The organism is Amycolatopsis sp. GA6-003 (assembly GCF_046267895.1).
Lineage (GTDB): Bacteria > Actinomycetota > Actinomycetes > Mycobacteriales > Pseudonocardiaceae > Amycolatopsis.
Genome location: NZ_CP176499.1, coordinates 2657922 through 2679437, shown reverse-complemented (window position 1 = coordinate 2679437; position 21516 = coordinate 2657922). Strand labels below are relative to the sequence as shown.

Here is a 21516-nt window from a genome sequence, read left to right as displayed (position 1 = left end):
TGCGGAGTCCTTCCAATGGGTCAGTTCGCGAGACAGCGAACCACGCGCCGCGCGTCTGGCATAGGCTCGGGTCTCGTGCCCCCGACTTCGCCGCTGTCCCGCCTGTCCGCTGACGGACCGGTCCGCGACGGCATCCCGGACCACGGCCGCGTGCCGCGCTACTACGCGGTGAAGGTCGAATTGCTGGCCGTCATCGCCGAATTGGGCGAAGGCAGCGCGCTGCCCACGGAACGCGAACTGTGCGAACGGTTCGAGGTGTCCCGCGCGACGGTCCGGCAGGCGGTGGGCGAACTGGTCCTCGAAGGCAGGCTGTCGCGACGGCAGGGGAGCGGCACGTACGTCGCACCGCCGAAGCTGGTCCAGCCGCTCGCGCTCGTCAGCTACACCGAAGGCCTGCGCCGCCAGGGCATCCGGCCCGGTCGCACGCTGATCACCCTCGAACGCCGCGCCGCGGGCACCGGATTGGCCGCCGACCTGCGGATCGAACCAGCCGACGAGGTGCTCCACCTGGAACGCGTCCTGCTCGCCGACGACGAGCGCGTCGGCCTCGAATCGACCTTCCTCCGCGCCGACAAGTTCCCCACGCTGCTGGAGGATTTCGACCCGGAGCAGTCGCTGTACGCCTACCTGCGCGACGAGCTGGGCGTGGTCTTCGACGGGGCCGAGGAACGCGTGGAGACCGTGCTCGCGACCCCCCGCGAAGCCCTGCTCATCGGCACGAACCCGGCTCTGCCGATGCTGCTGATGCACCGCGTGTCGTGGGGTCCGGACGGTGAGCCGTTCGAGCGGGTCCGGTCGCTGTACCGCGGCGACCGGCTGAGCTTCGTGACGCGCCTGAACCGCGTCGAGTAGCTGTCGCATCCGGTGCCGCCGGTTCGTTCCTCCAGCATCGAACGCTCCGGCGCGCTCAAGTCTGCGCGAAACGGACACACACGGGCGTGGCCGCGTATCCGATGCCGGTCGTGCGCTTCACCGCAGTGCTCGGCCTGGCCCACGACAAAGATAACGGAACGGTAACTCATCCGGTCCAATATTCGAGGCTGCTTCACCTGGCGTTCCCCGTGCCGACAGGCTCCGTTGAGCGCGGGCGGCGACTGTTGCGGCCGTGCGAATCCTCATCGTTGGCGGCGGCGTGCTCGGCACCCAGCACGCCTGGCAGGCCGTGGAACGCGGCCACGAAGTCCTTCAGCTCGAACGCGAGCCGGAGGCGCGCGGAGCGTCCGTCCGCAACTTCGGGCTGGTCTGGGTCGGCGGGCGCGCCGCCGGGCCGGAGCTGGAGACCGCGGTGCGCGCCCGGGAGCTGTGGGAGCGGATCGGCGAACGCGTGCCCGCGCTGGGTTTCCGGGCCAACGGCTCGCTGACGGTCGTCCGCACCGACGCCGAACTGGCGGTCGCGCAGGAGGTCGTCGCCGGGCCGGAAGCGGCCGAGCGCGGCTTCAAACTCCTCGACGCGAAGGAGACCCGGGCACTGAACCCGGCTCTGCGCGGCAACTTCGCCGGAGCGTTGTGGTGCGAGCGCGACGCGGCGGTCGAACCGCGGACCGCGCAGCCCGCCCTCCGGGAAGCGCTCGAAGCGAGCGGTCGTTATCGCTGGCTGCCGGGCCGCGAGGTGCGGAACCTGACGGAAAACGGCGTGGTCGACGATCACGGCGAGCGGCACGAGGGCGACGTCGTGGTGTTCTGCACCGGCGCGTGGCTCGGCGGGCTGGTCCGCGAGATCGCGGGCGAGATCCCGGTGCGCCGGGTCCGGCTGCAGATGGCGCAGACCGAACCGCTGGACGAGCCGCTGCCCACCAGCGTCGCGGACGGCGACAGCTTCCGGTACTACCCGGCTTATCGCGGCGAGGCGCTGGACGCGATGAACGAACGCCAGCCGCAGGGCGAAGTCGCCGCGCGGAACGCGATGCAGCTGCTGATGGTGCAGCGTCGCGACGGTTCGCTCACCATCGGCGACACGCACGAGTACGCGCAGCCGTTCTCCTTCGACGTCACCGAAGACCCGTACGACCATCTCGCCGAAGTGGCGGGCGCGTTGCTCGGCCGACCGCTGCCGAAGATCCGGCGCCGCTGGGCTGGCGTGTACGCCCAGGCGACCGACCAGGCCGCGGTCGTGCACCGGGAACGCTTGTCCGACAACGCTTTCCTCGTCACCGGCCCTGGCGGCCGGGGGATGACCTGCTCGCCGGCGATCGCCGAAGACACCGCAAAGGAGCTGGGCTGGTGACCACCGAACTCGTCGTGTTCGACATGGCCGGAACCACCGTCGCGGACGACGGACTCGTCGAACGTGCTTTCACCGCGGCCATCGCGGCCGCCGGAGTGTCCGAAGAGGACGAACGGTACGCCGGGATGCTCGACTACGTCCGGGAAACCATGGGCCAGTCGAAGATCACCGTGTTCCGCGCGTTGCTCGGCGACGAAGACCTCGCCCAGCGCGCGAACGCCGAATTCGAGGGCTCGTACGGACGGCTGGTCGCGGCCGGGGAGTGCAAGCCGGTCCCCGGCGCCGAGGAAACGATCCGAGGCCTGCGCGAGCAAGGCGTCCGGGTCGCGTTCACCACCGGTTTCGCGCCCACGACCCAGCGCGCGCTGCTCGACGCGCTCGGCTGGCGCGACCTCGCCGACCTCGCGCTCGCACCCGGCGAAGGCGTGCGCGGCCGTCCGTATCCCGACCTGGTCCTCGCTGCCGCACTGAAACTGCAGGTCACTGACGTTCGCAACATCGCGGTCGTCGGCGACACCCCCGCTGATGTCCGCACCGGTCTCGCCGCCGGCGCCGGAATCGTCGCCGGAGTCCTCACCGGCGCCAGCGACCGCGGCGAGCTGGAAGCCGCGCGCGCCACCCACGTTCTCGACTCTGTCTCCGCCCTCCCCGCCGTACTCGAAGGAGCCAATCAGCCATGAGAATCCGGAAAGCGACCGTCGTCGCTCTCGTCGCGGCCCTCGCCGGCCTGCTGTCCGCGTGCGGCGGCACGGCGGGCGGCGCGTCCGGCGACCAGACCGTCACCGTGTACACCGCGGACGGGCTCGAGGACTGGTACAACGCCCGGTTCGCCGAGTTCAAGCAGCAGACCGGGATCACCGTCCAGGCGGTCACCGCTGGTTCCGCCGAGGTCGTTTCGCGCGTGGGCAAGGAAAAGGCCAACACTCAGGCCGACGTCCTCGTGACGCTCCCGCCGTTCGTCCAGCAGGCGGCGAAGGAAGGCCTGCTCGCCGCGTCCGCGCCGAAGGGCGTCGACCAGGTTCCGGCCGCGCAGAAGGATCCGCAGGGCCGCTACTACGCCCTGATGAACAACTACCTCACCTTCATCTGCAACCCGCAGCAGGCGAATCCGGCTCCGAAAACCTGGAACGACCTGCTCGACCCGAAGTACAAGGGCAAGCTCCAGTACTCGACGCCCGGCGAGGCGGGCGACGGCACCGCCGTGCTGCTGCAGGCTCAGCACGTGTTCGGCGACCAGGGTGCGCTCGACTACCTCGGCCGTCTGCAGGCGAACAACGTCGGGCCGTCGTCGTCCACCGGCAAACTGCAGCCGAAGGTGGCGAAGGGCGAGGTGCTCGTCGCCAACGGAGACCTGCAGATGAACCTCGCCGAGATCGACAAGAGCGGCGGGTTCTCGGTGTTCTTCCCGGCCGACGCGCAGGGCAAGCGGTCCACCTTCGCGCTGCCGTACTTCGCCGGTCTGGTCACCAACGCGCCGCACGCGGACAACGCTCGCAAACTGCTCGATTTCCTGTTCTCGCCGGAAACCCAGGCCAAGGCCAGCGACGCGTACGGCATCCCGGCCCGCGCCGACGTCAAACCGCAGGGTCCGAAGGCGGAGAAGATCACCGCCGCGATGTCCGGAGTGGACATTTGGACTCCGGACTGGAACGCCGTCCTCGGCCGCCTCGACGCCGACCTCGCCGCGTACCGGAAGGCCACCGGACAGTGACTCCGGCAGTAGAGTTCCGCGGCGTATCCGTCCATTTCGGAGCGACGCAAGCGCTTGCCCCGCTGGATCTTTCGGTCGCGCGCGGCGAAACGCTCGCGCTGCTCGGGCCGTCCGGCTCCGGCAAGTCGACCGCGCTCAAGGCGCTCGCCGGGTTCCTCCGGCCGAGCGCCGGACGAGTGCTGCTCGACGGCCAGGACGTCACCGACCTGCCGCCGCACCGGCGTGGTCTCGGCGTGGTAGTGCAGAGTTACGCGCTCTTCCCGCATCAGCGCGTCGCCGACAATGTCGCGTTTGGACTGAAGGCGCGGAAGATGCGCCGGGCAGACGTGACGAAGCGCGTCGGCGAGGTGCTGGAACTGGTCGGGATGAGCGAGTACGCGCGCCGGTATCCCCGGGAACTGTCCGGTGGGCAGCAGCAACGGGTCGCGCTGGCGCGTGCGCTCGCGATCCGGCCCAACGCGCTGCTGCTCGACGAACCACTGTCCGCTTTGGACGCCGCGTTGCGCGAGGACATGGTCGCGGAACTGCTGCGGCTGCGGGCCGAATTGCCCGACACGACCCTGATCTACGTCACCCACGACCAGAGCGAAGCACTCGCGCTCGCCGACCGGATCGCGGTGCTGCGCGACTCCCGGCTGGTCGAACTCGGTCCGTGCGAACAGCTTTACCGCCGCCCGGCCACAGAGTTCACCGCGAGCTTCCTCGGCGCGGCGAACCTCATTCCGGTGGAGCTGGTGCGTGCGGACGGGACGGTCGCGACGGTCCGGCTGGCCGGGCGGGAGCTGTCCGCCGAACCGTCCGGCCCGCTCCAGCCGGAGCGGCCGGTGGCGCTCGGCGTGCGGCCGCACCGGATCTCGGTCGGCGAACCCGGGCCGGACACCTTCCCCGCGCTGGTGCGCGGCGTGCAGTGGCGCGGTTCCGGGTACCGGCTCGACCTGCGGCTCACCGACGAGGTCTGCGACATCCGCGCCGAGGTGCCGGACAGTCCGGTGCTGCCCGCCGTCGGCGATCGCGTCGGAGTGTCCATTCCGGACGGCTGCCCGCTGGTGGGGGTGGGCGGATGACCGGCCTCGCACTCGGCACCGCCGCGGTCGCCCCCGCTCGGCGCGGTTCGCGGCACCGCCGGTACCGGATCGGCTGGCTGCTTCCGCCCGCGCTCGTGGTCGCCGGTTTCTTCGGCTACCCGCTGGTGCTGGTGCTCTTGCAGTCGTTCACCGCACAGGACGGCAGTTTCGGGCTTTCGGTGTGGACGCAGGTGCTGTCGTCGCCGGAATTCGGCCGAGCGGTCTGGCAGACGGTGTTGCTGGCACTGGGTTCCACGGTCGGTTGCGTGCTGCTCGGCGGGTTCCTCGCGCTCATTGTCGCGTTCGTCCCGTTTCCCGGAGCGACGCTGCTCGCCCGGCTCGTGGACACCGTTCTGGCGTTCCCGTCGTTCCTGATCGCGCTGGCCTTCACCTTCCTCTACGGCGGCGCGGGAGTCTTTGGTACCGCTGGGTTTCTGTACTCGCCGTGGGGCGTGCTGCTCGCCGAGATCACCTTCTACACACCCTTCGTGATGCGGCCCGCGCTCGCCGCGTTCAGCCAAGTCCCGTCGGCGCAATTGGAGGTGGCGGCGAGTCTCGGCGCGCGGCCAGGCAGGGTGTTGTGGCGGGTCGTGCTGCCGGAAGCGTTGCCGTCGCTCGCGTCCGGCGCGTGCCTGGTGCTGCTGTTGACGATGAACGAGTTCGGCATCGTTTTGTTTCTCGGTGCCAAGGGTGTTTCGACGTTGCCGATGCTGGTGTACGGCAAGGGAATCGTCACCTTCGACTTCCCGGCGGCTTCGGTGGTCGCGGTAGTGAATGTGGTGCTGTCGCTGGTGCTCTACGCGGTTTACCGGCGAGTGGTCGGGAAGGGAGGCCGTCGTGCTGCTGTGGACGCGGCGTAGCCGGGCGCTGGTGTGGCTGGTGTTCGGCGTGGTTTTCCTCGGGGTGGTGGCCGCGCCGCTGGTGATGATCGTGCTGGCGTCCTTCGCTGGCAGCTGGACCGGCGTGCTGCCCAGCGGGCTCACCGGTTCGCATTACGCCGAGGCGCTGTCCGGTGAGACCTTTGCGAGCTTGTCGGTAAGCGTGCAGACCGGGATGATCACGTCGCTGGTCTCGGTGCTGCTCGGGACCTGGGCCGCGCTGGCCGTCGACCACGCGCCGCCGCGACTGCGCCGGATCGCGGATTCGCTGTTCCACCTGCCGATCGCGGTGCCGTCGGTGGTGCTGGGGCTGGCGTTGCTGGTGGCGTTCAGCCGTCCGCCACTGGCGTTCAACGGCACGCGCTGGATCGTCCTGGTTGGACACTTGATGATCCTGCTGCCCTTCGCCTACAGCACGGTTTCGGCCGCGCTGCAACGCGTTGACCCGCTGCTAGCCCAGGCCGCGGCGAGTCTCGGCGCGCGTCCGTTGCGAGTGTTGCTGCGAGTGCGGTTGCCGGCACTATTGCCCGCGATGTCGGCTTCGGCCGGTTTGGCGCTGGCGATGTCGATGGGCGAATTGGGCGCGACGATGATGCTTTATCCGCCAGATTGGCGGACGCTCCCGGCGACCATTTTCTCCCTGACTGACCGCGGACAGGTGTTTCTCGCGTCGGCGAGCACGGTGCTGTTGCTGGTGGTCACGCTGGCCGGGGTGGTGCTGCTGGGGCTGGTGCGAGGGAAGGCTTCGGCCCGGTGAAATAGTTCCCCCTCGGATGCAACCTCACGCGCCGCGATTCCGTCCGCGATGCATGCGGACTACAGGAAAAATCGTGGGAGCGAGCGCGCTGCTGCTGACGGTCGCGGCGTGCGGCAGCAACGGGACCACAGCCGCGCCGGTTTCCTCCGGCCCGGCGTCCAGTTCGGTGCCGGTTTCCTCGCCGCCGCCGCCGTCTTCGGTCGCGCCTCCGCCGGTGACAGCGCCGCCGAAGAGCCGTCCTACGCAGGGTGTCCCGCCTGGGGACACCGCGCCTGCTGCCGGGCAGGTCAACGCGTCGGCACTTCCGCCTGAGTATCCGCACGACGTCACCCTCGCGGAGGGCGGCTCCGTCGTGGTGATTCAGGCCGAGGAGGGCGGATGCGACAAGATCAGCGCGAAGGCGGGCGAGCAAACGGCGGCTCAGGTCGTCGTGCTGGTGACGATCACCAAGGCGCCGCACGGGCAGATGTGCCCGATGCACGTGCGGGAGATTTCGCTGCCGGTCCGGCTCGCCGCGCCGCTGGGCGGGCGGGAATTGGTGCTGAAACCGGGTCCGTGAAGATCGGGTGCAACCCTGCGGGGCGGCCGGTCCGTCTAGGGAGCATGAGGTACTCGACGAAGCTGATCGGAACGACACGACTGGCGGGCGCGGCACTGGTGCTCACGATGGCGGCCGCGTGCGGCAGCCCGACGAGCATGGCGAACGCACCGGCGTCCGGGACCGAGTCTGCGCCGCCGAGCGGCAGCACCAGCACCTCGACCTCGGTGCCGCCGCCGGGGAAGCCTCAGTTCGACCCTCCGCAGGGGGCTGAGCGGGTGCCGGACAACCGGGTGGACGGGGCCGCGTTGCCCAAGACGTTCCCCAAGGAGGTCTATGCGGACAACGGGGGGACGGTGCTCGTGGTGCGGGCTGAGGAAGGGGGGTGCGGGCATGCGCTCGGGGAGGCTGTTGAGCAGACCGCCCAGAAGGTGGTGGTGGATTTGAGCGAGACCAAGGCGCAGACCGGGCAGATGTGCACGATGGATTTGCGGCATCCGGTGATTTCGGTGGCGTTGGCGGCGCCGTTGGGGGAGAGGACTGTGGTTTTGAAGCAGTCTCCGCCTCGGTGAGGTGCTGCTCGGGGTTCGGCTCGTCGCCCTGGCGGGCGACATTGCCGGGTGAGTGGTTGCGGGGCCCCCCGATTTTTTAGTGTGACTACGGCGCTGGGGTGCTTGTCAAGGCGGGAAAGATGCCTTGACAAGCACCCCAGCGCCGTGTTTTTGGCTGTGTATCGGGGGTGGGGGAGGGGTGTGGGTGCCTTGCTTGTTGGGTGCGTCGGTGCGGTTTCGGGGTCCACTGTGGACACGGTGGTGGGTGGGGGCTGTGTCGATGGCCGTGGAGGGCTTGTGGCCCTAGGCTTGTCTGATGGGAACTCGCCAGGTTTCGCGCAGTGTGGTTGTTGCTGCTGAGCCGGAACGGATTTTCGCGTTGCTTGCCGATCCGGCGCGGCATCCGTTGATTGACGGGTCGGGGACCGTGCGGGCCAGTGCGGGGGCGGCGCCTGCGCGGTTGTCGTTGGGGGCGCAGTTCGGCATGGAGATGCGGATGGGGGCGCCGTATCGGATTCGGAACACCGTGGTCGAGTTCGAGGAGAATCGGCTGATCGCCTGGCGGCATTTCGCCGGGCATCGGTGGCGTTGGCTGCTCGAGCCGGCCGGGGACGGGCGCACGCAGGTTACCGAGACTTTCGACTGGTCTACTGCGCGGTCGCCGCTCGCGATTCGGTTGCTCGGGTTTCCCAAGCGCAACGCCGAGGCCATCGAGAAGACTCTCGCCCGGTTGGGCGGGATGTTTCCCGGATGACCTCGGCGCGGGCTTCGGGGGTCAGCGGAAGCTGATCTGCAGGACTGGTTCGCTGGTTTCGGAGAAGAAGTCGTTGCCCTTGTCGTCGATCACGATGAACGCGGGGAACTCTTCGACCTCGATTTTCCAGACTGCTTCCATGCCGAGTTCGGCGTACTCGAGCACGTCGACCTTCTTGATGCAGTCCTTCGCCAGCCGCGCGGCCGGGCCGCCGATCGAGCCCAGGTAGAAGCCGCCGTGTTCCTTGCACGCGGCGGTCACCTGCTTCGAGCGGTTGCCCTTCGCCAGCATCACCAGCGATCCGCCCGCTGCCTGGAACTGGGCGACGTACGAGTCCATCCGGCCGGCCGTGGTCGGGCCGAACGAGCCGGACGCGTAGCCGTCCGGGGTCTTCGCCGGGCCGGCGTAGTAGACCGGGTGGTCGCGGAGGTATTGCGGCATCTCCTCGCCGGCGTCCAGGCGTTCGGCGATCTTGGCGTGCGCGATGTCGCGCGCCACGACGAGCGGGCCGGTCAGCGACAGGCGCGTCTTCACCGGCAGCTGGGACAGCTGCGCGCGGATCTGGTCCATCGGCTGGTTCAGGTCCACCGACACGACCTCGTCGGACAGGTCGTCCTCGGTGACGTCCGGCAGGAAGCGGGCCGGGTCGCGTTCGAGTTGCTCGATGAACACGCCCTCGCTGGTGATTTTCGCCTTCGCCTGGCGGTCGGCCGAGCAGGACACCGCCACGCCGACCGGGCAGCTCGCGCCGTGCCGCGGCAGGCGGATCACCCGGACGTCGTGGCAGAAGTACTTGCCGCCGAACTGCGCGCCGATGCCGAACTGGCGCGTCATCTCCAGCACCTGCTGCTCGAGGTCGCGGTCGCGGAACGCGTGGCCCAGCTCGGAACCCTCGGCAGGCAGATTGTCCAGGTAGCGCGCGGAGGCGAGCTTCGCGACCTTGAGGTTGAACTCGGCCGACATGCCGCCGACGACGATCGCCAGGTGGTACGGCGGGCACGCGGCCGTGCCCAGGCTGCGCAGCTTCTCGTCCAGGAACCGGGCGAGCCGCTTCGGGTTCAGGACCGCCTTGGTTTCCTGGTACAGGAACGTTTTGTTGGCGCTGCCGCCGCCCTTGGCCATGAACAGGAACTCGTACGACGGGTCCGCCGCGTCGCTGTCTTTGTGATACAGCTCGATCTGCGCGGGCAGGTTCGTGCCGGTGTTGCGCTCTTCCCAGAAGTTGAGGGGGGCCATCTGCGAATAGCGCAGGTTCAGCTGCTGGTACGCGTCGAAAATGCCCTTCGACAGCGCGCGCTCGTCGTCGCCGCCGGACAGCACGCCCTCCGTGCGCTTGCCGATGACGATGGCGGTGCCGGTGTCCTGGCACATCGGCAGCACGCCGCCGGCCGAGATGGCCGCGTTGCGGAGCAGGTCCATCGCGACGAACCGGTCGTTGCCGCTCGCTTCGGGGTCGTCGACGATCGCACGCAGCTGCTGCAGATGTGACGTACGCAACAGGTGCTGGATGTCGGTGATCGCCGTGCGCGCGAGCGTCGTCAGCGCTTCCGGATCGACCTTCAGAAACTTCCGCCCGGCGGCTTCGACGGTCTCGACGCCGTCGGCGGTGACCAGCCGGTACTCGGTGGTGGTGTCCTTGCCGAGCGGCAGGACTTCGGTGTGCTGGAACGTGGTGGGCGGCACAGCGAGGCTCCTTTGCCCTGATCGGGATTGGCTCACGGTACTCAGCCGTTTCCGCCCGGTCGCACGGACGCGGGGGCGCTGTGGGATAGCGCACGCCGACGGTGCCCTCTGCCGAGGAGGAGCGGGCATGGTCGGGAGGCCGGGCCCACCCCGACGGACCCGACCTCCCGGGGAAAGCGGACCGGATGCGCACACACCCGCCCCGCGTGACTAACGGGACCACCGCCGGCGCGTTGACCGGACGCCGCCCAGCGGGGGTCGCGAACGCTTGCTACCCACTGCCCGGAACGGCCAAACGCGAACGAGAGGCGAATTCCTCGATCGGGTGCGCGGAGTGGTGAGGGGATTGCGCTGGGTGTCAGCAGGAACGGGAGGAATGGGAGGAATCGGGGCGCGGAAGGAGGGTTTTTGCACTCAGGAGTGAATGGAGGGGCTGGCGGGGCTCTTGGGGCTGCTGGGGCTGGTGGTGTTGATGTGGCGATTTGTCGGCACTTCCCGGGGTCCTTTGAGGCGGCCCAGCGGCGGGCCGGACATGACGAAACCCCCCGGTCCGGAAGCCGAACCGGGGGTTTGCGCAACCAGCGGCGCGAACCGCTGCCCACTGAAACATCTTTTGGCCGAGGGTCTCCGTCCCGCCTGGCCGGGCCCCACCCCGGTCCCTGCGGAAACCCTGGCCTGCCTGCGTGCTGGCCGCGCTCCGAATCACCGGACACCACGCCCGATAAGCCTTCCGCGGCGTCCCCAATCAGCCAGCTGGTCCGTGCGGAACACCTCGGCCTGCCTGCGTGCTTGCCGCGGCTCGGCTCACTGGACGTACGCCCGGTCAGCCTGTCACGGCGGCCTGAAACAGCCCGCTGACCGGCGATTCCGCCCGCTCTGCAACCCCGGGCCCCGCCCTGGTCCGTGCGGAACACCTCGACCTGCGTGCTTGCCGCGACCGGGCTCACCGAGCCCCACACTCGGTCACCCTGTCGCGGCGTCCCGAATCAGCCCGCTGACCGACCCTTCCGGAACCCGGGCCCCGAACCCAGGCTCCTGCGGAAACCACGGCCTCCCCGCGTGCTTCCCACGACTCGACTCGCCGAACCCCACACCCGGCAAGCCTCCCGCGGCAGCCCGAATCAGCCCGCTGACCGGCATTCCCGCCGCTCCGGAAAGCCCGGGCCCCGAACCCCGGCCCCGGAGAGGCAAGAAAACTCAGCTGGCGTACGCCCGCAGCCGGTCGGCCCGCTCGCCCTGGCGCAGTTTCGCCATGACCTCGCGTTCGATCTGCCGCACGCGTTCGCGGGACAGGCCGAAGTGCTTGCCGATCTGGTCGAGGGTGCGGGGCTGGCCGTCGTCGAGGCCGTAGCGGAGCCGGATGACGTGCTGTTCGCGGTCGTCCAGCGTGGCCAGTACGCGGCGGAGGTCGTCCTGCAGCAGGCCGGAGATCACGGCGCTTTCCGCGTCGGTCGCCTCCGAGTCCTCGATGAAGTCGCCCAGCGGGGCGTCCTCCTCGGTGCCCACCGGCATGTCGAGACTCACCGGGTCGCGGGACTGGTCGAGCAGGTCCGAGATCTTGTGCACCGGAATGCCCGATTCGGCGCTCAGTTCCTCGTGGGTCGCGTCGCGGCCCAGCTGCTGGTGCAGGTCGCGGCGGATCCGGGCCAGCTTGTTCACCTGCTCGACCAGGTGGACCGGCAGCCGGATCGTGCGGCCCTGGTCCGCCATGCCGCGGGTGATGGCCTGGCGGATCCACCACGTGGCGTACGTGGAGAACTTGAACCCCTTGGAGTAGTCGAACTTCTCCACCGCGCGGATCAGGCCCAGGTTCCCCTCCTGGATCAGGTCGAGCAGCGGCATCCCCCGGCCGGTGTAGCGCTTCGCGAGCGACACCACGAGCCGGAGGTTGGCCTCCAGCAGGTGGTTCTTCGCGGTGTGCCCGTCGCGCACCAGCGCGCGCAGCTCCTTGCGGCGCTGCGGCGTGAGGTCCTCGGCGGTGTCGAGCATGTGCTGGGCGAAGACCCCGGCTTCGATCCGCTTCGCCAGCTCGACCTCGTCGGCCGCGGTGAGCAGCGCGGTCTTGCCGATGCCGTTCAGGTACACGCGCACCAGGTCGGCGGCGGGGCTCTGGGCGTCGAGGTCGGCGTCGGTGAGCGCCCCCACGCTCACCCGCTCCTCGGTCTGCTGTGCTGGAATCCCGCGCTCGCGAATCCCGCGCGCTTCGCGTTCGAGAGTCTGGACTGACATTCTGCCTCCCCGGTCACGGGCTGAACGTGTCTCGCCGGCGCCTGCGGGAACGGGGCCTGTGGAATCCCGTGTCCGCGGGCCCAGCCGGCTTGGCTGGACACTGGTCTCAACGCCCCGGGAAGGCGAAACGTTCCCGGCTCGCTGAAAAGAGGACGGGCGTACCCGCCCCTCGGTTGCTCCACCAAAACTGAGGTTTTGCTGAGAACCGCTGCGCTCCGGGAAAAGCGCTCGAATCGCGCTCCGTGTCTTCGAGGTTACGCGGCCTTCTCCACTGTGGTCTAGACCTCAACGAGAACGGTGAACGGGCCGTCGTTCACGCTTTCCACCGCCATCTCCGCGCCGAACCGTCCGGTCGAGACGGTCGCGCCGCGGCCGCGCAGTTCCGCGACCACGGCGTCCACCAGGGGTTCGGCGATTTCCGGCCGGGCGGCGGCGGTCCACGACGGGCGGCGGCCCTTGCGGGTGTCGCCGTAGAGCGTGAACTGCGACACCACGAGCAGCGGAGCGCCGGTCGTCGCACACGATTCCTCGTCGCGGAGCAACCGCAGTTCGTGCAGTTTGCGGGCCATCGTCCCGGCTTTCGCGAGATCGTCGTCCCGGTGCACGCCCAGCAGCACGAGCAGTCCGGGTTCCTTGATCTCTCCGGCGATCTCCCCCGCGACGGTCACGCTCGCGCGGGTGACCCGCGCCGCCACCGCCCTCACCGCGGCGAACCCGGCACGAGCATGCCGTGCCGCACAAGTTCGCGGACGATCGGCAACGCGGCGGCAGTCAGTTCGGCCGAATCGAGGCCTTGCGCGGCGGACAACAGGTCCAGCAGATCCGACAGCGGCAACGCACCGCGGCAACCCGCGAGAAGCCGCGTAGTGAGTTCGTCGACCTCGTGCTGCCAACCTGGTCCGTCCGTGCGATGCAACCGCCGCACGGTTGTTTCCCAGCCTTCATCGCCGGGAGAGTCGACGCGTTCGAGCAGCACTGTGTCGGGTACCCGGAACGCTACGTCCAACACATTGTCGCCGTGCGTACGCAGCCACTCGACGCGATCGAGCCAGTTCGCAGCTTCAGGACCCAGAGGGTCGTCGTAAGCCTGTCGCAGGTCTTCGCAGACAACAGTCGGCGTCTGACCGTTTGCGCGCCGCAGTGTCACGAAGCCGAAACCGATGCCCTGTACGTCGTTTTCGGTGAACCAGTCGAGCCACGCCGCCGCTTTGGCGCGGCCTTCGGGCGAGCGCGGGTCGATGCCTTCGTCGCGCAACCAGGTGCCCACGTACAGTCCGGGATCGGCGACGTCGCGCTGTACGAACCAGGCGTCGGTTTCAGGCGGCAGCCAGCGCGCGACGCGGTCGCCCCAGTCTTCGCCGCTTCGGTGCAGCCACGACGCGAGAAGCTGACCGGTGCCGCCATCGTTGAGGAAGCTCGGCAGCTGACGGACGACGAGCGCACTCGCGTCGTCGCCGGCCAGGCCGGAGTCGCGGTAGGTGTAGTCGACGCGCGGCGGACCGACCACGAATGGCGGATTGCACACGATCTGGTCGAAGCGGCGGCGCGCGACCGGCGCGAACCACTCGCCGCGCAGCAGCTCGACCTCCAGCTCGTTCAGCCGGAACGTGCCCGCCGCCAGCGCGAGCGCGCGGGCCGACACGTCGGTCGCGGTCACCCGCTGCGCGTGCCGGGTCGCGTGCAGGGCTTGGACGCCGTTGCCGGTGCCCAGGTCGAGCAGGGTGCCGACCGGGCGGCGGCTGGTCGCGCGGATCAGGCTCAGCGACGCGTGCCCGACGCCGAGCACGTGGTCCTCGGGAACGACGTGGCCCAGCATGTCGGCGTCGAGGTCGGAGACGACCCACCACGAACCGTCCTCGTCGCCGTGCGGGCGGATGTCGAGCGCCGCGCGGAACTCGTCCCCGGCGGTCCGCAGGATGCCCGCGGCCACCGCGTCGTCCACGCTGAGCGGCGCGAACGCCGACGAGACGGTATTCTCCGGCTCGGCGAGACCGAGCAGGAACAGCCGGATGAAGACGCCGAGGTCGCCGGCGTCGAGGCTGGCGCGGCGGGCGGGTTCGGGCTCGCCGCGGCCCAGCGCCGTGTGCGCTGCGCCGCCGAGCGCGTCGACGACGCCGTCAGCGTCGTAGCCGGTGCGTCGGAACGCTTCGCGCAGCCGCGCACAGACGTCGTCGGAAAGGTCAGGAAGAGGCGTGTTCGTGCTCACGGTGGGTAAGCCTGCCACGATGAGCATCGTGACCACCGAGACCACCGAGCGTGTCCTGGCTCCGCTTGAAGCGGTACTGCCGGAGCTTGAAGCGCTGTACGTCGATTTGCACCGGCATCCCGAGCTGGCGTTCACCGAAACCCGCACGGCGGCGGAGTTGGCGCGAAGGCTGACTGAAGCCGGCTTCGAGGTGCACACCGGCATCGGTCGCACCGGCGTCGTCGGCGTCCTGCGCAACGGCGAAGGACCGACTGTGCTGCTTCGCGCCGACATCGACGCGTTGCCGGTCGAGGAGCAGACCGGGCTCTCGTACGCGAGCACTGCGCGCGGCGTCGACTCCGAGGGCCGCGATGTGCCGCTGATGCATGCCTGCGGACACGACATGCACGCGACGTGGCTCTCGGGTGCCGCGCATCTTCTCGCTGCTTCGCGGGACGAGTGGTCCGGCACGTTGCTCGCGCTGTTCCAGCCGGGCGAGGAGGCCGGGGACGGTGCGGCCGGGATGGTTCGCGACGGGCTTTTCGAGCGGGTCGGCCGCCCGGACGTGGTCTTCGGGCAGCACATCGTTCCTGGTCCGGCCGGGTGGGTGCTGACTCGTCCCGGGGTGATCATGGCGGCGACCGACACCTTGCGGATCACCCTGCACGGACGCGGCGGGCATGGGTCGCGGCCGGAAACCACGGTGGACCCGGCGGTGCTGGCGGCGTCGGTGGTGCTCAAGCTGCAGACGATCGTGTCGCGCGAGATCGCGGCGACTGAGCCGGCGGTGGTGACGGTCGGCTCGATGCACGTCGGGACCGCGGCGAACGTGATCGCGGACCATGCCGTGCTGGAGGTCAACACTCGCGCTTTCGACGACGCCGTGTTGGTGCGGCTGCGCAAGGCGATCGAGCGGATTGTGAACGGCGAGGCGGCGGCTGCGGGAGCGCCTCAGCCGCCGACTGTGGAGGTCGTCGCGTCTTATCCGGTCACGGCGAACGACGCTTCCGCGTCGGATGAGCTGACTGAGGTGTTTCGCGCGCACTTCGGGGCGGAGGCGACGATGCCCGCGCCGTTGGTCACCGGCAGCGAGGACTTCAGCGAGTTCGGGCGGGCGGCTGGGGTGCCGTCGGTGTTCTGGCTGGTCGGCGGGTTCGACGCGCAGCAGGTGATCACTGCGATGACCGAGGGGCGGTTCGAGACCGACGTGCCTTCGAACCATTCGTCCAAGTTCGCGCCGGTGCTGCATCCGACGTTGCGGACCGGGGTCGAGACGCTGGTCGTCGCCGCGTTGTCCCGGTTCGCCCGCCCGGGTGTCGCGGAAGGGCGGTGAGTGAGACGATGGAACGCGGAGGTGGTGCTGTGAACGCACCCCACGGACCCGATCCCCGCCCCGAGCCGGTGTTGATCACCGAGGCCGAACCGTCGCTCGACGATCAGCTGGCGGCGCGGAAGCGCAAGTACGTCATCATGATGGTGTGCCGGATTCCCTGCCTGGTGCTGGCCGGGTTGACTTATCACACGTGGTGGCTGGCTATTTTGTTTTTGGTGATCTCGGTGCCGTTGCCTTGGATCGCGGTGTTGATCGCCAATGATCGGCCGCCTCGGAAGTCGGAGAAGGTCAGTCGGTATTCGCGGGACGCTCGGGCGGTTGAGGGGCGGAAGCATCGGGTGATTGACGGGTAGGTTTGTTCTCGTTCGGCTCGTCGCCCTGGCGGGCGACATTGCCGTTCCCTGGTTGCGTGGGGCCCCCGAAGCTTGATTGTGCTGACGGTTCGGGGGTGCTTGTCAAGGCGGGAAAGATGCCTTGACAAGCACCCCCGAACCGCAGGGAGGCTTCGTATCGGGGGCGGGGGGGAGGTGTGGGTGCCTCGCTTTTTGGGTGCGGCGGTGCGGTTTTTAGGGTTGTGAGGGAATCAGGGGTGTGGGGGTTCCCTCACGGGCGGGGTCAGGGTTGGGGGCCGATTCGGCTTACTGCCAGTGCGCCCAGTTTGGTGCCGGTGCGTAGGGCGTCCATTGTGGACTTTCCGGCCAGCCAGGTGGTGAGGACGCCTGCGTCGAAGGCGTCGCCTGCGCCGGTCGAGTCTACGCAGGTGGTTTCTACTGCGGGGGCTGACGTGATTCCTTGTGCGTCGATCCAGCTCGCGCCGTTGAGGCCTGCGGTGACTACGACCGCGCCGACGGTGTTCAGCAGTTCGGTTGCGGAGGACGGGTCTGCGGAGCCGGTCAGGGCTACTAGTTCTTCCGTGTTCGGCATGAGCAGGTCGGTGCCGCGTACGTCGTCCAGGAAGGCTGCTGCGTCGTGGATGTGGGCGGCTGCTTGCGGGTCTACCGAGGTGGTCAGGCCTGCTTTCTTGGCGGCGGCCAGCGCGGCCAGGCCTGCGGGGCGCGAGGACGGGTCGAGCAGGACGTAGCCGGACAGGTGCAGGTGGCTGGAGCCAGCCAGGGCCTCGGGCGTTACGTCTTCGGGGGCGAAGCGTTTGTTCGCGCCTCGGTCGGCGAGCATGCTGCGTTGGCCATCGCCGTCGACGATGACTACGACGCAGCAAGTGGGGGCTTCGGGGTCGGTCGCGAAGGCGCAGCGGACGCCTGCCGCCTCCAGTTCCGTGCGGATCAGGCGGCCGCCCGAGTCGTCGCCGATTCGGGCGATCAGGGTGGTTTCCGCGCCCAGGGAACGTAGCCACAGCGCGGTGTTCGCTCCGGCGCCGCCGCCGGTGAAGCGGATTGCGGCTCTGGCGTCACCGCCGTGGGGGAGCGGCTGGTCGTGCCTCGCGACGACATCCAGGCCCGCGTCGCCGACTACTACGATTCCCGTCACGACAGGGCCACCGCTACCTCGGTCGCCAGTTTGGCGTTGGACAGCACCAAAGCTTCGTTCGCGTCGATGCTGACGCCGTCGCTCGCGGTGTGGAAGTGTTCCAGCAGCACGGGAGTCACGTCCGCGCCGTGTACGTCCGCGTCGGCCAGTTTTGCCAGACCCTCTCGCAGCAGGCGATCGTGCAGTGCACGGTCCATTTCGGACTCTTCCGGGATCGGGTTCGTCAGCAGGACACCGGAATTCGCGTAGCGGCGGTGGGCGGAGATGACCGCGGCGGCCTGTTCCGGGTCGTCCACCCGCCAGCCGACCGGGTGGCCCGACGAGCGGAGGTAGAACGCGGGGAAATCGTCGGTGCGGTAGCCGAGGACGGGCACCGAGTTCGTTTCCAGCACCTCGAGCGTGGCGGGGATGTCCAGGACGGACTTCACGCCGGAGCACACGACCACGGTCGGCACCTTGGCCAGGACGCCGAGGTCTGCCGAGACGTCCCAGCTCTGCGCCGCGCCCAGGTGCACGCCGCCGAGGCCGCCGGTCGCGAAGACGCCGATTCCGGCTGCGGCGGCGAGCGCGGAGGTTCCGGCGACGGTGGTGGCGCCGGAACGGCCGAGGCCGACTGCGGGGCCCAGGTCGCGCAGGGACAGTTTGTCCAAATTGGCGTCGGGAGCGCAGACGCGCTCCAGTTCGGCGGGGGAGAGGCCGACGACCGGCCGTCCGTCCAGCACGGCGATGGTGGCCGGCACGGCGCCGCCGTCCCGTACGGTTTGCTCGATTCGGCGGCCGACGTCGAGGTTCCGGCCGTAAGGAAGGCCGTGCGACAGGATCGTGCTCTCGAGCGCGACGACGGGGTGACCGTCACGCAACGCCGAGGCGACTTCCTCGTGGACGAACAGGGGAGTGGTCTGGGTGGTCACGGACGGACATCATCTGTGATCGCCGCGCGCACTGCGGCATCGGGTCAGCTCTGCCTGCAGATTTTGCCGCGCCGCGGTCTCCCAGCGTGAGCGGGCGCTTTCGGTGAGGTACAGCGCGGGCCGGGCGAGGAGGCTTTCCAGGACGGCGGCGCGGCCGGTCGCCCAGGCGTCGTCGGGGTAGCGCGCGTACTCCTGGCGCACGTTGTCCACGTACGCGGCGTACACGGCGGGCGGTGCGCCGAGGATGGCTAGGTCCGCATCGAGGAGGGCCGCTGCGGCTAGGTCGCCTTCGGGCGCTTCGTGGGCCGCGGTGGCGAGTACGAGGGCTTCGGCCTGGTCGATGTGCGCGTCGGCAACCTCCGCGCGCGTGAGCCAGCGGCGAAGCCATTCCGCGCTGCGTTGTTCGTCTTGGCCGGGTACGGCGTCGTAGACCACGTCGTGTGCCCACGCGGCGAGTACGACGACGGCGCGTTCGTGGAAGGGCAGGTCCGCCGCCAGCTGCTCGGCGTCGTGCGCGACGGCCGTGGCGTGGGCGAGGTCGTGGTAGCGGCGGTGCGGTTCGGTGTAGCGCGTTTCCAGATCCGCCCAAGCGTCGCGGCCGACGTGGTGGTCGCCGCCGAGCCGGGTCAGGCAGCTGTGCCAGCGGGGTGCGGACTCGTGCGGCATGGGCGCTCCTGAAGGGTCCCTTGGCAGGTCAGACGAGCCTAGCCGGGCATGACCGCGGGTGCGGTGCTGAGGCATGATGGTGACGTGAGCACCGAAACGCTGACCAAGCCGGAGACCGACAGCACCGAGTCGACCGACGACGACTCGCCGAAGATGTTCCACTACGTGCGCAAGAACAAGATCGCCGAAAGCGCGGTCATGGGCACGCACGTCGTGGCGCTCTGCGGCGAGGTCTTCCCGGTCACGAAGTCGCCCAAGCCGGGGTCCCCGGTCTGCCCCAAGTGCAAGAAGATCTACGACGGCCTGCGTCCCGGCGGCGACGACTGAGGTTCCCGCGCGTCCCGGTGCGCGGGAACAAAGGTGAAAATCCTTCACTCGGTGGCTGTGCACCCGGGGAGGAACTGGTAGACCTGCAGTCCGGCCAGTCGCCTCCCCGCAGGAGTGTCCCCGCATGCGCGCAACCGGGATCGTGCTTTCCCTCGTCGTCCTCCTGTCCGCCTTCAGCGCCGTCGCGGCGGGCGCCGCGGACGCGGTGACCGGGTGGACCACCGTCGGCTCGGACCGGGCCCGTCCGCTCGACGAGAGCCAGGGCCTCGCCACCGTCGAGCGCCCGTCCGGCGCCAGCATCCGCTACACCGGCATCGGCACCGTCGATCCGGGTCTGGCCGCGAAGGGCTGGAACCACATCGGCGACCCCGGGTCCGCGAAGGGCTGGTACGTCGAGCCCTACCAGCGCGACGACCGCGGCGCGAAACTCTTCCGCGTCGAGGCCCCGGACGGCTCCCGCGCCGACTACCAGCACGCGCTGGAATCGTGGGAGGCCAACAACAATTCGTTCGCCGCGGTGTCGCCCGACGCGCGCTGGCTCGTCTCCGGCGAGTGGGGCACGATGGACCGCCTGCTCGTCTACCCGATGCCCGGCGTCGCGGCCGCTGATCCCGGCCAGAACCTGCCGTACGCGTCGGCGATCCGGCTCGACCACCAGGTGCGCGACGTCCAGGGCTGCGATTTCGTCTCCGCCACCCGGCTGATGTGCTCGTCCGACGACCCGGACGGCAGCCTCTTCGGTGCCGCCAAACCCTTGCTGCAGGTCGATCTCTCCGGCGCGGTCTCCGGCTCCGACGTCACCGGGCACGTCACCTCGCTCGGCCAGCTTCCGCTGCGAAGCGGCTGCAGCGGCACCTTCGAGGTCGAGGGCATCGACTTCGACGAGCGCGACGGGACCCTGCGGGTGGTGGTGATGTCGCCGAGCGTCTGCATCGCTTTCGACAGCAAGACGTGGCGGTTCCGGCAGGGCTGACGTCAGCCCTGCTGCGGTCGGCGCTGGCGCGGTTCCGGGCCGGGCGAAGGCTCGTCGGGCCGGGCGAGCTGCACGGTCTCCGAGTCGGTGTGGTTCGCTTCGGCGCCGCTGGGCTCCTCGTCCTCAGGATGCCGCTTCGGCCGCCGCAATGGCAGCGTCGTGCGGTCCCACAGGCGGCGGCCCTCCTCGGCCCGCATCCGTTCGTTCGCGCGTTCCATCTCCAGCCGCCGCCACTTGCGCCGCTGCCGCCGGGTCGCCTTGGCCGGCCACAGCTCTTGGATCGCGCTGTTGAAGTACGCGCCGCCGACCACCGCGAGGCCGATGAAGAACATCAGCAGCAGGAACGCGATCGGCGCGGCCAGCGCGCCGTAGGTGTAGCCGGTTTTGGTGATCCAGTTCAGGTAGATCCGCAGCCCGATGCTCGACACCAGGAACACCACGCCGGCCAGCATCGCGCCCGGCAGGCCGCGGTGCCACGGCAGCCGGCGCGGCAGCGCGAGCTTGTACAGCGTCGTCAGCGCGAGCGCGATCATCACGCCCAGCACCGGGTAGTAGAGCGTGCCGACCCAGGACGAGACCGTCGGCCGCCAGTCGACCGGGAAGAACTCCGGCAGCAGGTCCGGCCCGATCGCCAGCAGCGGCAGCCCGACCACGAGCCCGATCAGCGCGCCCAGGTACAGCAGCAGCGCGAAAATCCGCTGCCACACCTCGTTGCGGACGCCGTACTGGTCGTGCGCGACGGTGATCGCGTCGACGAACGACGACATCGCCGACGAACCCGCCCACAGCGAGATCACGAAGCCCACGGACACGATCTCGCCCTTGCCGACGGTGAGGATGCTGTTCACCGTCGGCTCGATGATCTCCTGCACCGCGTTCGCGCTGAAAACGGTGTGGCTGAAGGTGATGATCCGGTCGTGCACCGCGGTGACCACGTTCTGGCCGAACCACTCGCCGATGAAGCCGACGCTGCCCAGCAGCCCGAGCAGCAGCGGCGGGAGCGACAGCGTCTGCCAGAACGCCGCCTCGGCGGCCTCGGAGAAGATGTTGCCGTCCCACGCTTTCGCGAGCGTGCGGGTCAGCAGCCGCCACGGCCCCCTGCGCACGGTCTTCTCCGGCACGCTCTTCTTCGGCGTCGCCTCGCCGTTCGGCGCTGCCTCGCCAGCGTCCGGTGTCACCTCGCCCATGGTGGGTCCCAGCATGGTCCATGCGCGCGGTTTCGGCTCGTCACCCCCGCCGAGACGGGG

At 69.5% G+C, this 21516-nt stretch carries 22 protein-coding genes; 14 read left to right on the top strand and 8 right to left on the bottom strand.

Annotated elements, in window-relative coordinates; genetic code table 11:
• Nucleotides 1-75 precede the first annotated feature (75 nt).
• From F9C12_RS11555 to F9C12_RS11510, 10 genes are all read left to right on the top strand, one after another.
• Nucleotides 76-852 carry a GntR family transcriptional regulator gene (locus F9C12_RS11555; RefSeq protein WP_409465856.1) on the top strand — a complete coding sequence of 259 codons (777 nt, stop codon included), beginning with the start codon at nucleotides 76-78 and terminating at the stop codon, nucleotides 850-852.
• A 253-nt stretch (nucleotides 853-1105) separates the two neighbouring features.
• The gene (locus F9C12_RS11550) at nucleotides 1106-2224 is read left to right on the top strand and encodes a TIGR03364 family FAD-dependent oxidoreductase (protein ID WP_409465855.1); all 1119 of its coding nucleotides are present in this window, start codon (nucleotides 1106-1108) and stop codon (nucleotides 2222-2224) included.
• Entirely contained in the window at nucleotides 2218-2904 is a 687-nt protein-coding gene (locus F9C12_RS11545) for a phosphonatase-like hydrolase (RefSeq protein WP_409466992.1), read from the top strand. The genes F9C12_RS11550 and F9C12_RS11545 overlap by 7 nt, the downstream gene beginning before the upstream one ends.
• Entirely contained in the window at nucleotides 2901-3935 is a 1035-nt protein-coding gene (locus tag F9C12_RS11540; protein ID WP_409465854.1) for a 2-aminoethylphosphonate ABC transporter substrate-binding protein, read from the top strand. The genes F9C12_RS11545 and F9C12_RS11540 overlap by 4 nt, the downstream gene beginning before the upstream one ends.
• On the top strand, nucleotides 3932-4999 hold the full coding sequence (locus tag F9C12_RS11535) for an ABC transporter ATP-binding protein (protein WP_409465853.1): 1068 nt from the start codon (nucleotides 3932-3934) through the stop codon (nucleotides 4997-4999). The genes F9C12_RS11540 and F9C12_RS11535 overlap by 4 nt, the downstream gene beginning before the upstream one ends.
• Complete coding sequence (locus F9C12_RS11530; RefSeq protein WP_409465852.1) at nucleotides 4996-5859, top strand: 2-aminoethylphosphonate ABC transporter permease subunit; 864 nt, start codon at nucleotides 4996-4998, stop codon at nucleotides 5857-5859. The genes F9C12_RS11535 and F9C12_RS11530 overlap by 4 nt, the downstream gene beginning before the upstream one ends.
• A complete protein-coding gene (locus F9C12_RS11525) occupies nucleotides 5837-6634 on the top strand; it encodes an ABC transporter permease (RefSeq protein ID WP_409465851.1) in 798 nt (265 codons plus the stop codon). The genes F9C12_RS11530 and F9C12_RS11525 overlap by 23 nt, the downstream gene beginning before the upstream one ends.
• A 73-nt stretch (nucleotides 6635-6707) precedes the next feature.
• Entirely contained in the window at nucleotides 6708-7193 is a 486-nt protein-coding gene (locus F9C12_RS11520) for a hypothetical protein (protein ID WP_409465850.1), read from the top strand.
• A gap of 44 nt (nucleotides 7194-7237) precedes the next feature.
• Nucleotides 7238-7744 (top strand): hypothetical protein, encoded by a 507-nt coding sequence (locus F9C12_RS11515; RefSeq protein WP_409181966.1) that lies wholly within the window; start codon nucleotides 7238-7240, stop codon nucleotides 7742-7744.
• A 295-nt stretch (nucleotides 7745-8039) separates the two neighbouring features.
• On the top strand, nucleotides 8040-8477 hold the full coding sequence (locus F9C12_RS11510; RefSeq protein WP_409465849.1) for an SRPBCC family protein: 438 nt from the start codon (nucleotides 8040-8042) through the stop codon (nucleotides 8475-8477).
• Nucleotides 8478-8498: 21 nt separating this feature from the next.
• Here F9C12_RS11510 and F9C12_RS11505 read toward each other — a convergent pair whose 3' ends face one another.
• The 4 genes from F9C12_RS11505 to F9C12_RS11490 form a co-directional block, all read right to left on the bottom strand.
• Nucleotides 8499-10160, bottom strand: a complete 1662-nt coding sequence (locus tag F9C12_RS11505) for a fumarate hydratase (protein ID WP_409465848.1) — start codon at nucleotides 10158-10160, stop codon at nucleotides 8499-8501.
• Between the two features lie 1197 nt (nucleotides 10161-11357).
• Nucleotides 11358-12389: a sigma-70 family RNA polymerase sigma factor gene (locus F9C12_RS11500; RefSeq protein ID WP_409181963.1), complete on the bottom strand. Its 1032-nt coding sequence runs from the start codon at nucleotides 12387-12389 to the stop codon at nucleotides 11358-11360.
• A gap of 278 nt (nucleotides 12390-12667) precedes the next feature.
• A complete protein-coding gene (gene dtd, locus F9C12_RS11495; RefSeq protein ID WP_409181962.1) occupies nucleotides 12668-13093 on the bottom strand; it encodes a D-aminoacyl-tRNA deacylase in 426 nt (141 codons plus the stop codon).
• The gene (locus tag F9C12_RS11490) at nucleotides 13090-14622 is read right to left on the bottom strand and encodes a methyltransferase (protein ID WP_409465847.1); all 1533 of its coding nucleotides are present in this window, start codon (nucleotides 14620-14622) and stop codon (nucleotides 13090-13092) included. Before F9C12_RS11490 ends, dtd begins: the two co-directional genes overlap by 4 nt.
• On the opposite strand from F9C12_RS11490, the gene F9C12_RS11485 reads away from it, so the two are divergent.
• Nucleotides 14615-15907 (top strand): amidohydrolase, encoded by a 1293-nt coding sequence (locus F9C12_RS11485; RefSeq protein WP_409465846.1) that lies wholly within the window; start codon nucleotides 14615-14617, stop codon nucleotides 15905-15907. The genes F9C12_RS11490 and F9C12_RS11485 overlap by 8 nt on opposite strands.
• Before the next feature lie 8 nt (nucleotides 15908-15915).
• Nucleotides 15916-16260, top strand: coding sequence for a DUF3099 domain-containing protein (locus F9C12_RS11480; protein ID WP_409187055.1), 345 nt, complete (start codon nucleotides 15916-15918; stop codon nucleotides 16258-16260).
• 262 nt (nucleotides 16261-16522) lie between these two features.
• Here the strand turns inward: F9C12_RS11480 and F9C12_RS11475 are convergent, their stop codons facing one another.
• Genes F9C12_RS11475 through F9C12_RS11465 form a run of 3 tightly spaced genes read right to left on the bottom strand, consistent with a single transcriptional unit; the run spans nucleotide 16523 to nucleotide 18969 of the window.
• Nucleotides 16523-17392 (bottom strand): carbohydrate kinase family protein, encoded by an 870-nt coding sequence (locus tag F9C12_RS11475; RefSeq protein WP_409465845.1) that lies wholly within the window; start codon nucleotides 17390-17392, stop codon nucleotides 16523-16525.
• Nucleotides 17389-18303 (bottom strand): pseudouridine-5'-phosphate glycosidase, encoded by a 915-nt coding sequence (locus F9C12_RS11470; RefSeq protein WP_409465844.1) that lies wholly within the window; start codon nucleotides 18301-18303, stop codon nucleotides 17389-17391. Before F9C12_RS11470 ends, F9C12_RS11475 begins: the two co-directional genes overlap by 4 nt.
• 9 nt (nucleotides 18304-18312) lie before the next feature.
• Nucleotides 18313-18969 (bottom strand): hypothetical protein, encoded by a 657-nt coding sequence (locus tag F9C12_RS11465; RefSeq protein WP_409181957.1) that lies wholly within the window; start codon nucleotides 18967-18969, stop codon nucleotides 18313-18315.
• 84 nt (nucleotides 18970-19053) lie between these two features.
• Here F9C12_RS11465 and F9C12_RS11460 point away from each other — a divergent pair, with 84 nt between their 5' ends.
• Together F9C12_RS11460 and F9C12_RS11455 are read left to right on the top strand one after the other, a co-directional pair.
• Nucleotides 19054-19296, top strand: coding sequence for a DUF3039 domain-containing protein (locus tag F9C12_RS11460; protein WP_037358817.1), 243 nt, complete (start codon nucleotides 19054-19056; stop codon nucleotides 19294-19296).
• Between the two features lie 124 nt (nucleotides 19297-19420).
• Nucleotides 19421-20269 carry a hypothetical protein gene (locus tag F9C12_RS11455; RefSeq protein WP_409465843.1) on the top strand — a complete coding sequence of 283 codons (849 nt, stop codon included), beginning with the start codon at nucleotides 19421-19423 and terminating at the stop codon, nucleotides 20267-20269.
• A gap of 2 nt (nucleotides 20270-20271) precedes the next feature.
• On the opposite strand, the gene F9C12_RS11450 is transcribed toward F9C12_RS11455, so the two are convergent.
• Complete coding sequence (locus F9C12_RS11450; protein WP_409465842.1) at nucleotides 20272-21456, bottom strand: YihY/virulence factor BrkB family protein; 1185 nt, start codon at nucleotides 21454-21456, stop codon at nucleotides 20272-20274.
• Between the last annotated feature and the right edge of the window lie 60 nt (nucleotides 21457-21516).

Excerpts from the sequence above, each read along its gene's own strand:
- F9C12_RS11540 (WP_409465854.1), top strand. The coding sequence starts at position 2,901 with ATGAGAATCCGGAAAGCGACCGTCGTCGCTCTCGTCGCGGCCCTCGCC.
- F9C12_RS11530 (WP_409465852.1), top strand. The coding sequence starts at position 4,996 with ATGACCGGCCTCGCACTCGGCACCGCCGCGGTCGCCCCCGCTCGGCGC.
- F9C12_RS11515 (WP_409181966.1), top strand. The coding sequence starts at position 7,238 with ATGAGGTACTCGACGAAGCTGATCGGAACGACACGACTGGCGGGCGCG.
- F9C12_RS11510 (WP_409465849.1), top strand. The coding sequence starts at position 8,040 with ATGGGAACTCGCCAGGTTTCGCGCAGTGTGGTTGTTGCTGCTGAGCCG.
- F9C12_RS11500 (WP_409181963.1), bottom strand. The coding sequence starts at position 12,389 with ATGTCAGTCCAGACTCTCGAACGCGAAGCGCGCGGGATTCGCGAGCGC.
- F9C12_RS11485 (WP_409465846.1), top strand. The coding sequence starts at position 14,615 with ATGAGCATCGTGACCACCGAGACCACCGAGCGTGTCCTGGCTCCGCTT.
- F9C12_RS11490 (WP_409465847.1), bottom strand. The coding sequence starts at position 14,622 with ATGCTCATCGTGGCAGGCTTACCCACCGTGAGCACGAACACGCCTCTT.
- F9C12_RS11480 (WP_409187055.1), top strand. The coding sequence starts at position 15,916 with ATGGAACGCGGAGGTGGTGCTGTGAACGCACCCCACGGACCCGATCCC.
- F9C12_RS11465 (WP_409181957.1), bottom strand. The coding sequence starts at position 18,969 with ATGCCGCACGAGTCCGCACCCCGCTGGCACAGCTGCCTGACCCGGCTC.
- F9C12_RS11455 (WP_409465843.1), top strand. The coding sequence starts at position 19,421 with ATGCGCGCAACCGGGATCGTGCTTTCCCTCGTCGTCCTCCTGTCCGCC.
- F9C12_RS11450 (WP_409465842.1), bottom strand. The coding sequence starts at position 21,456 with ATGGGCGAGGTGACACCGGACGCTGGCGAGGCAGCGCCGAACGGCGAG.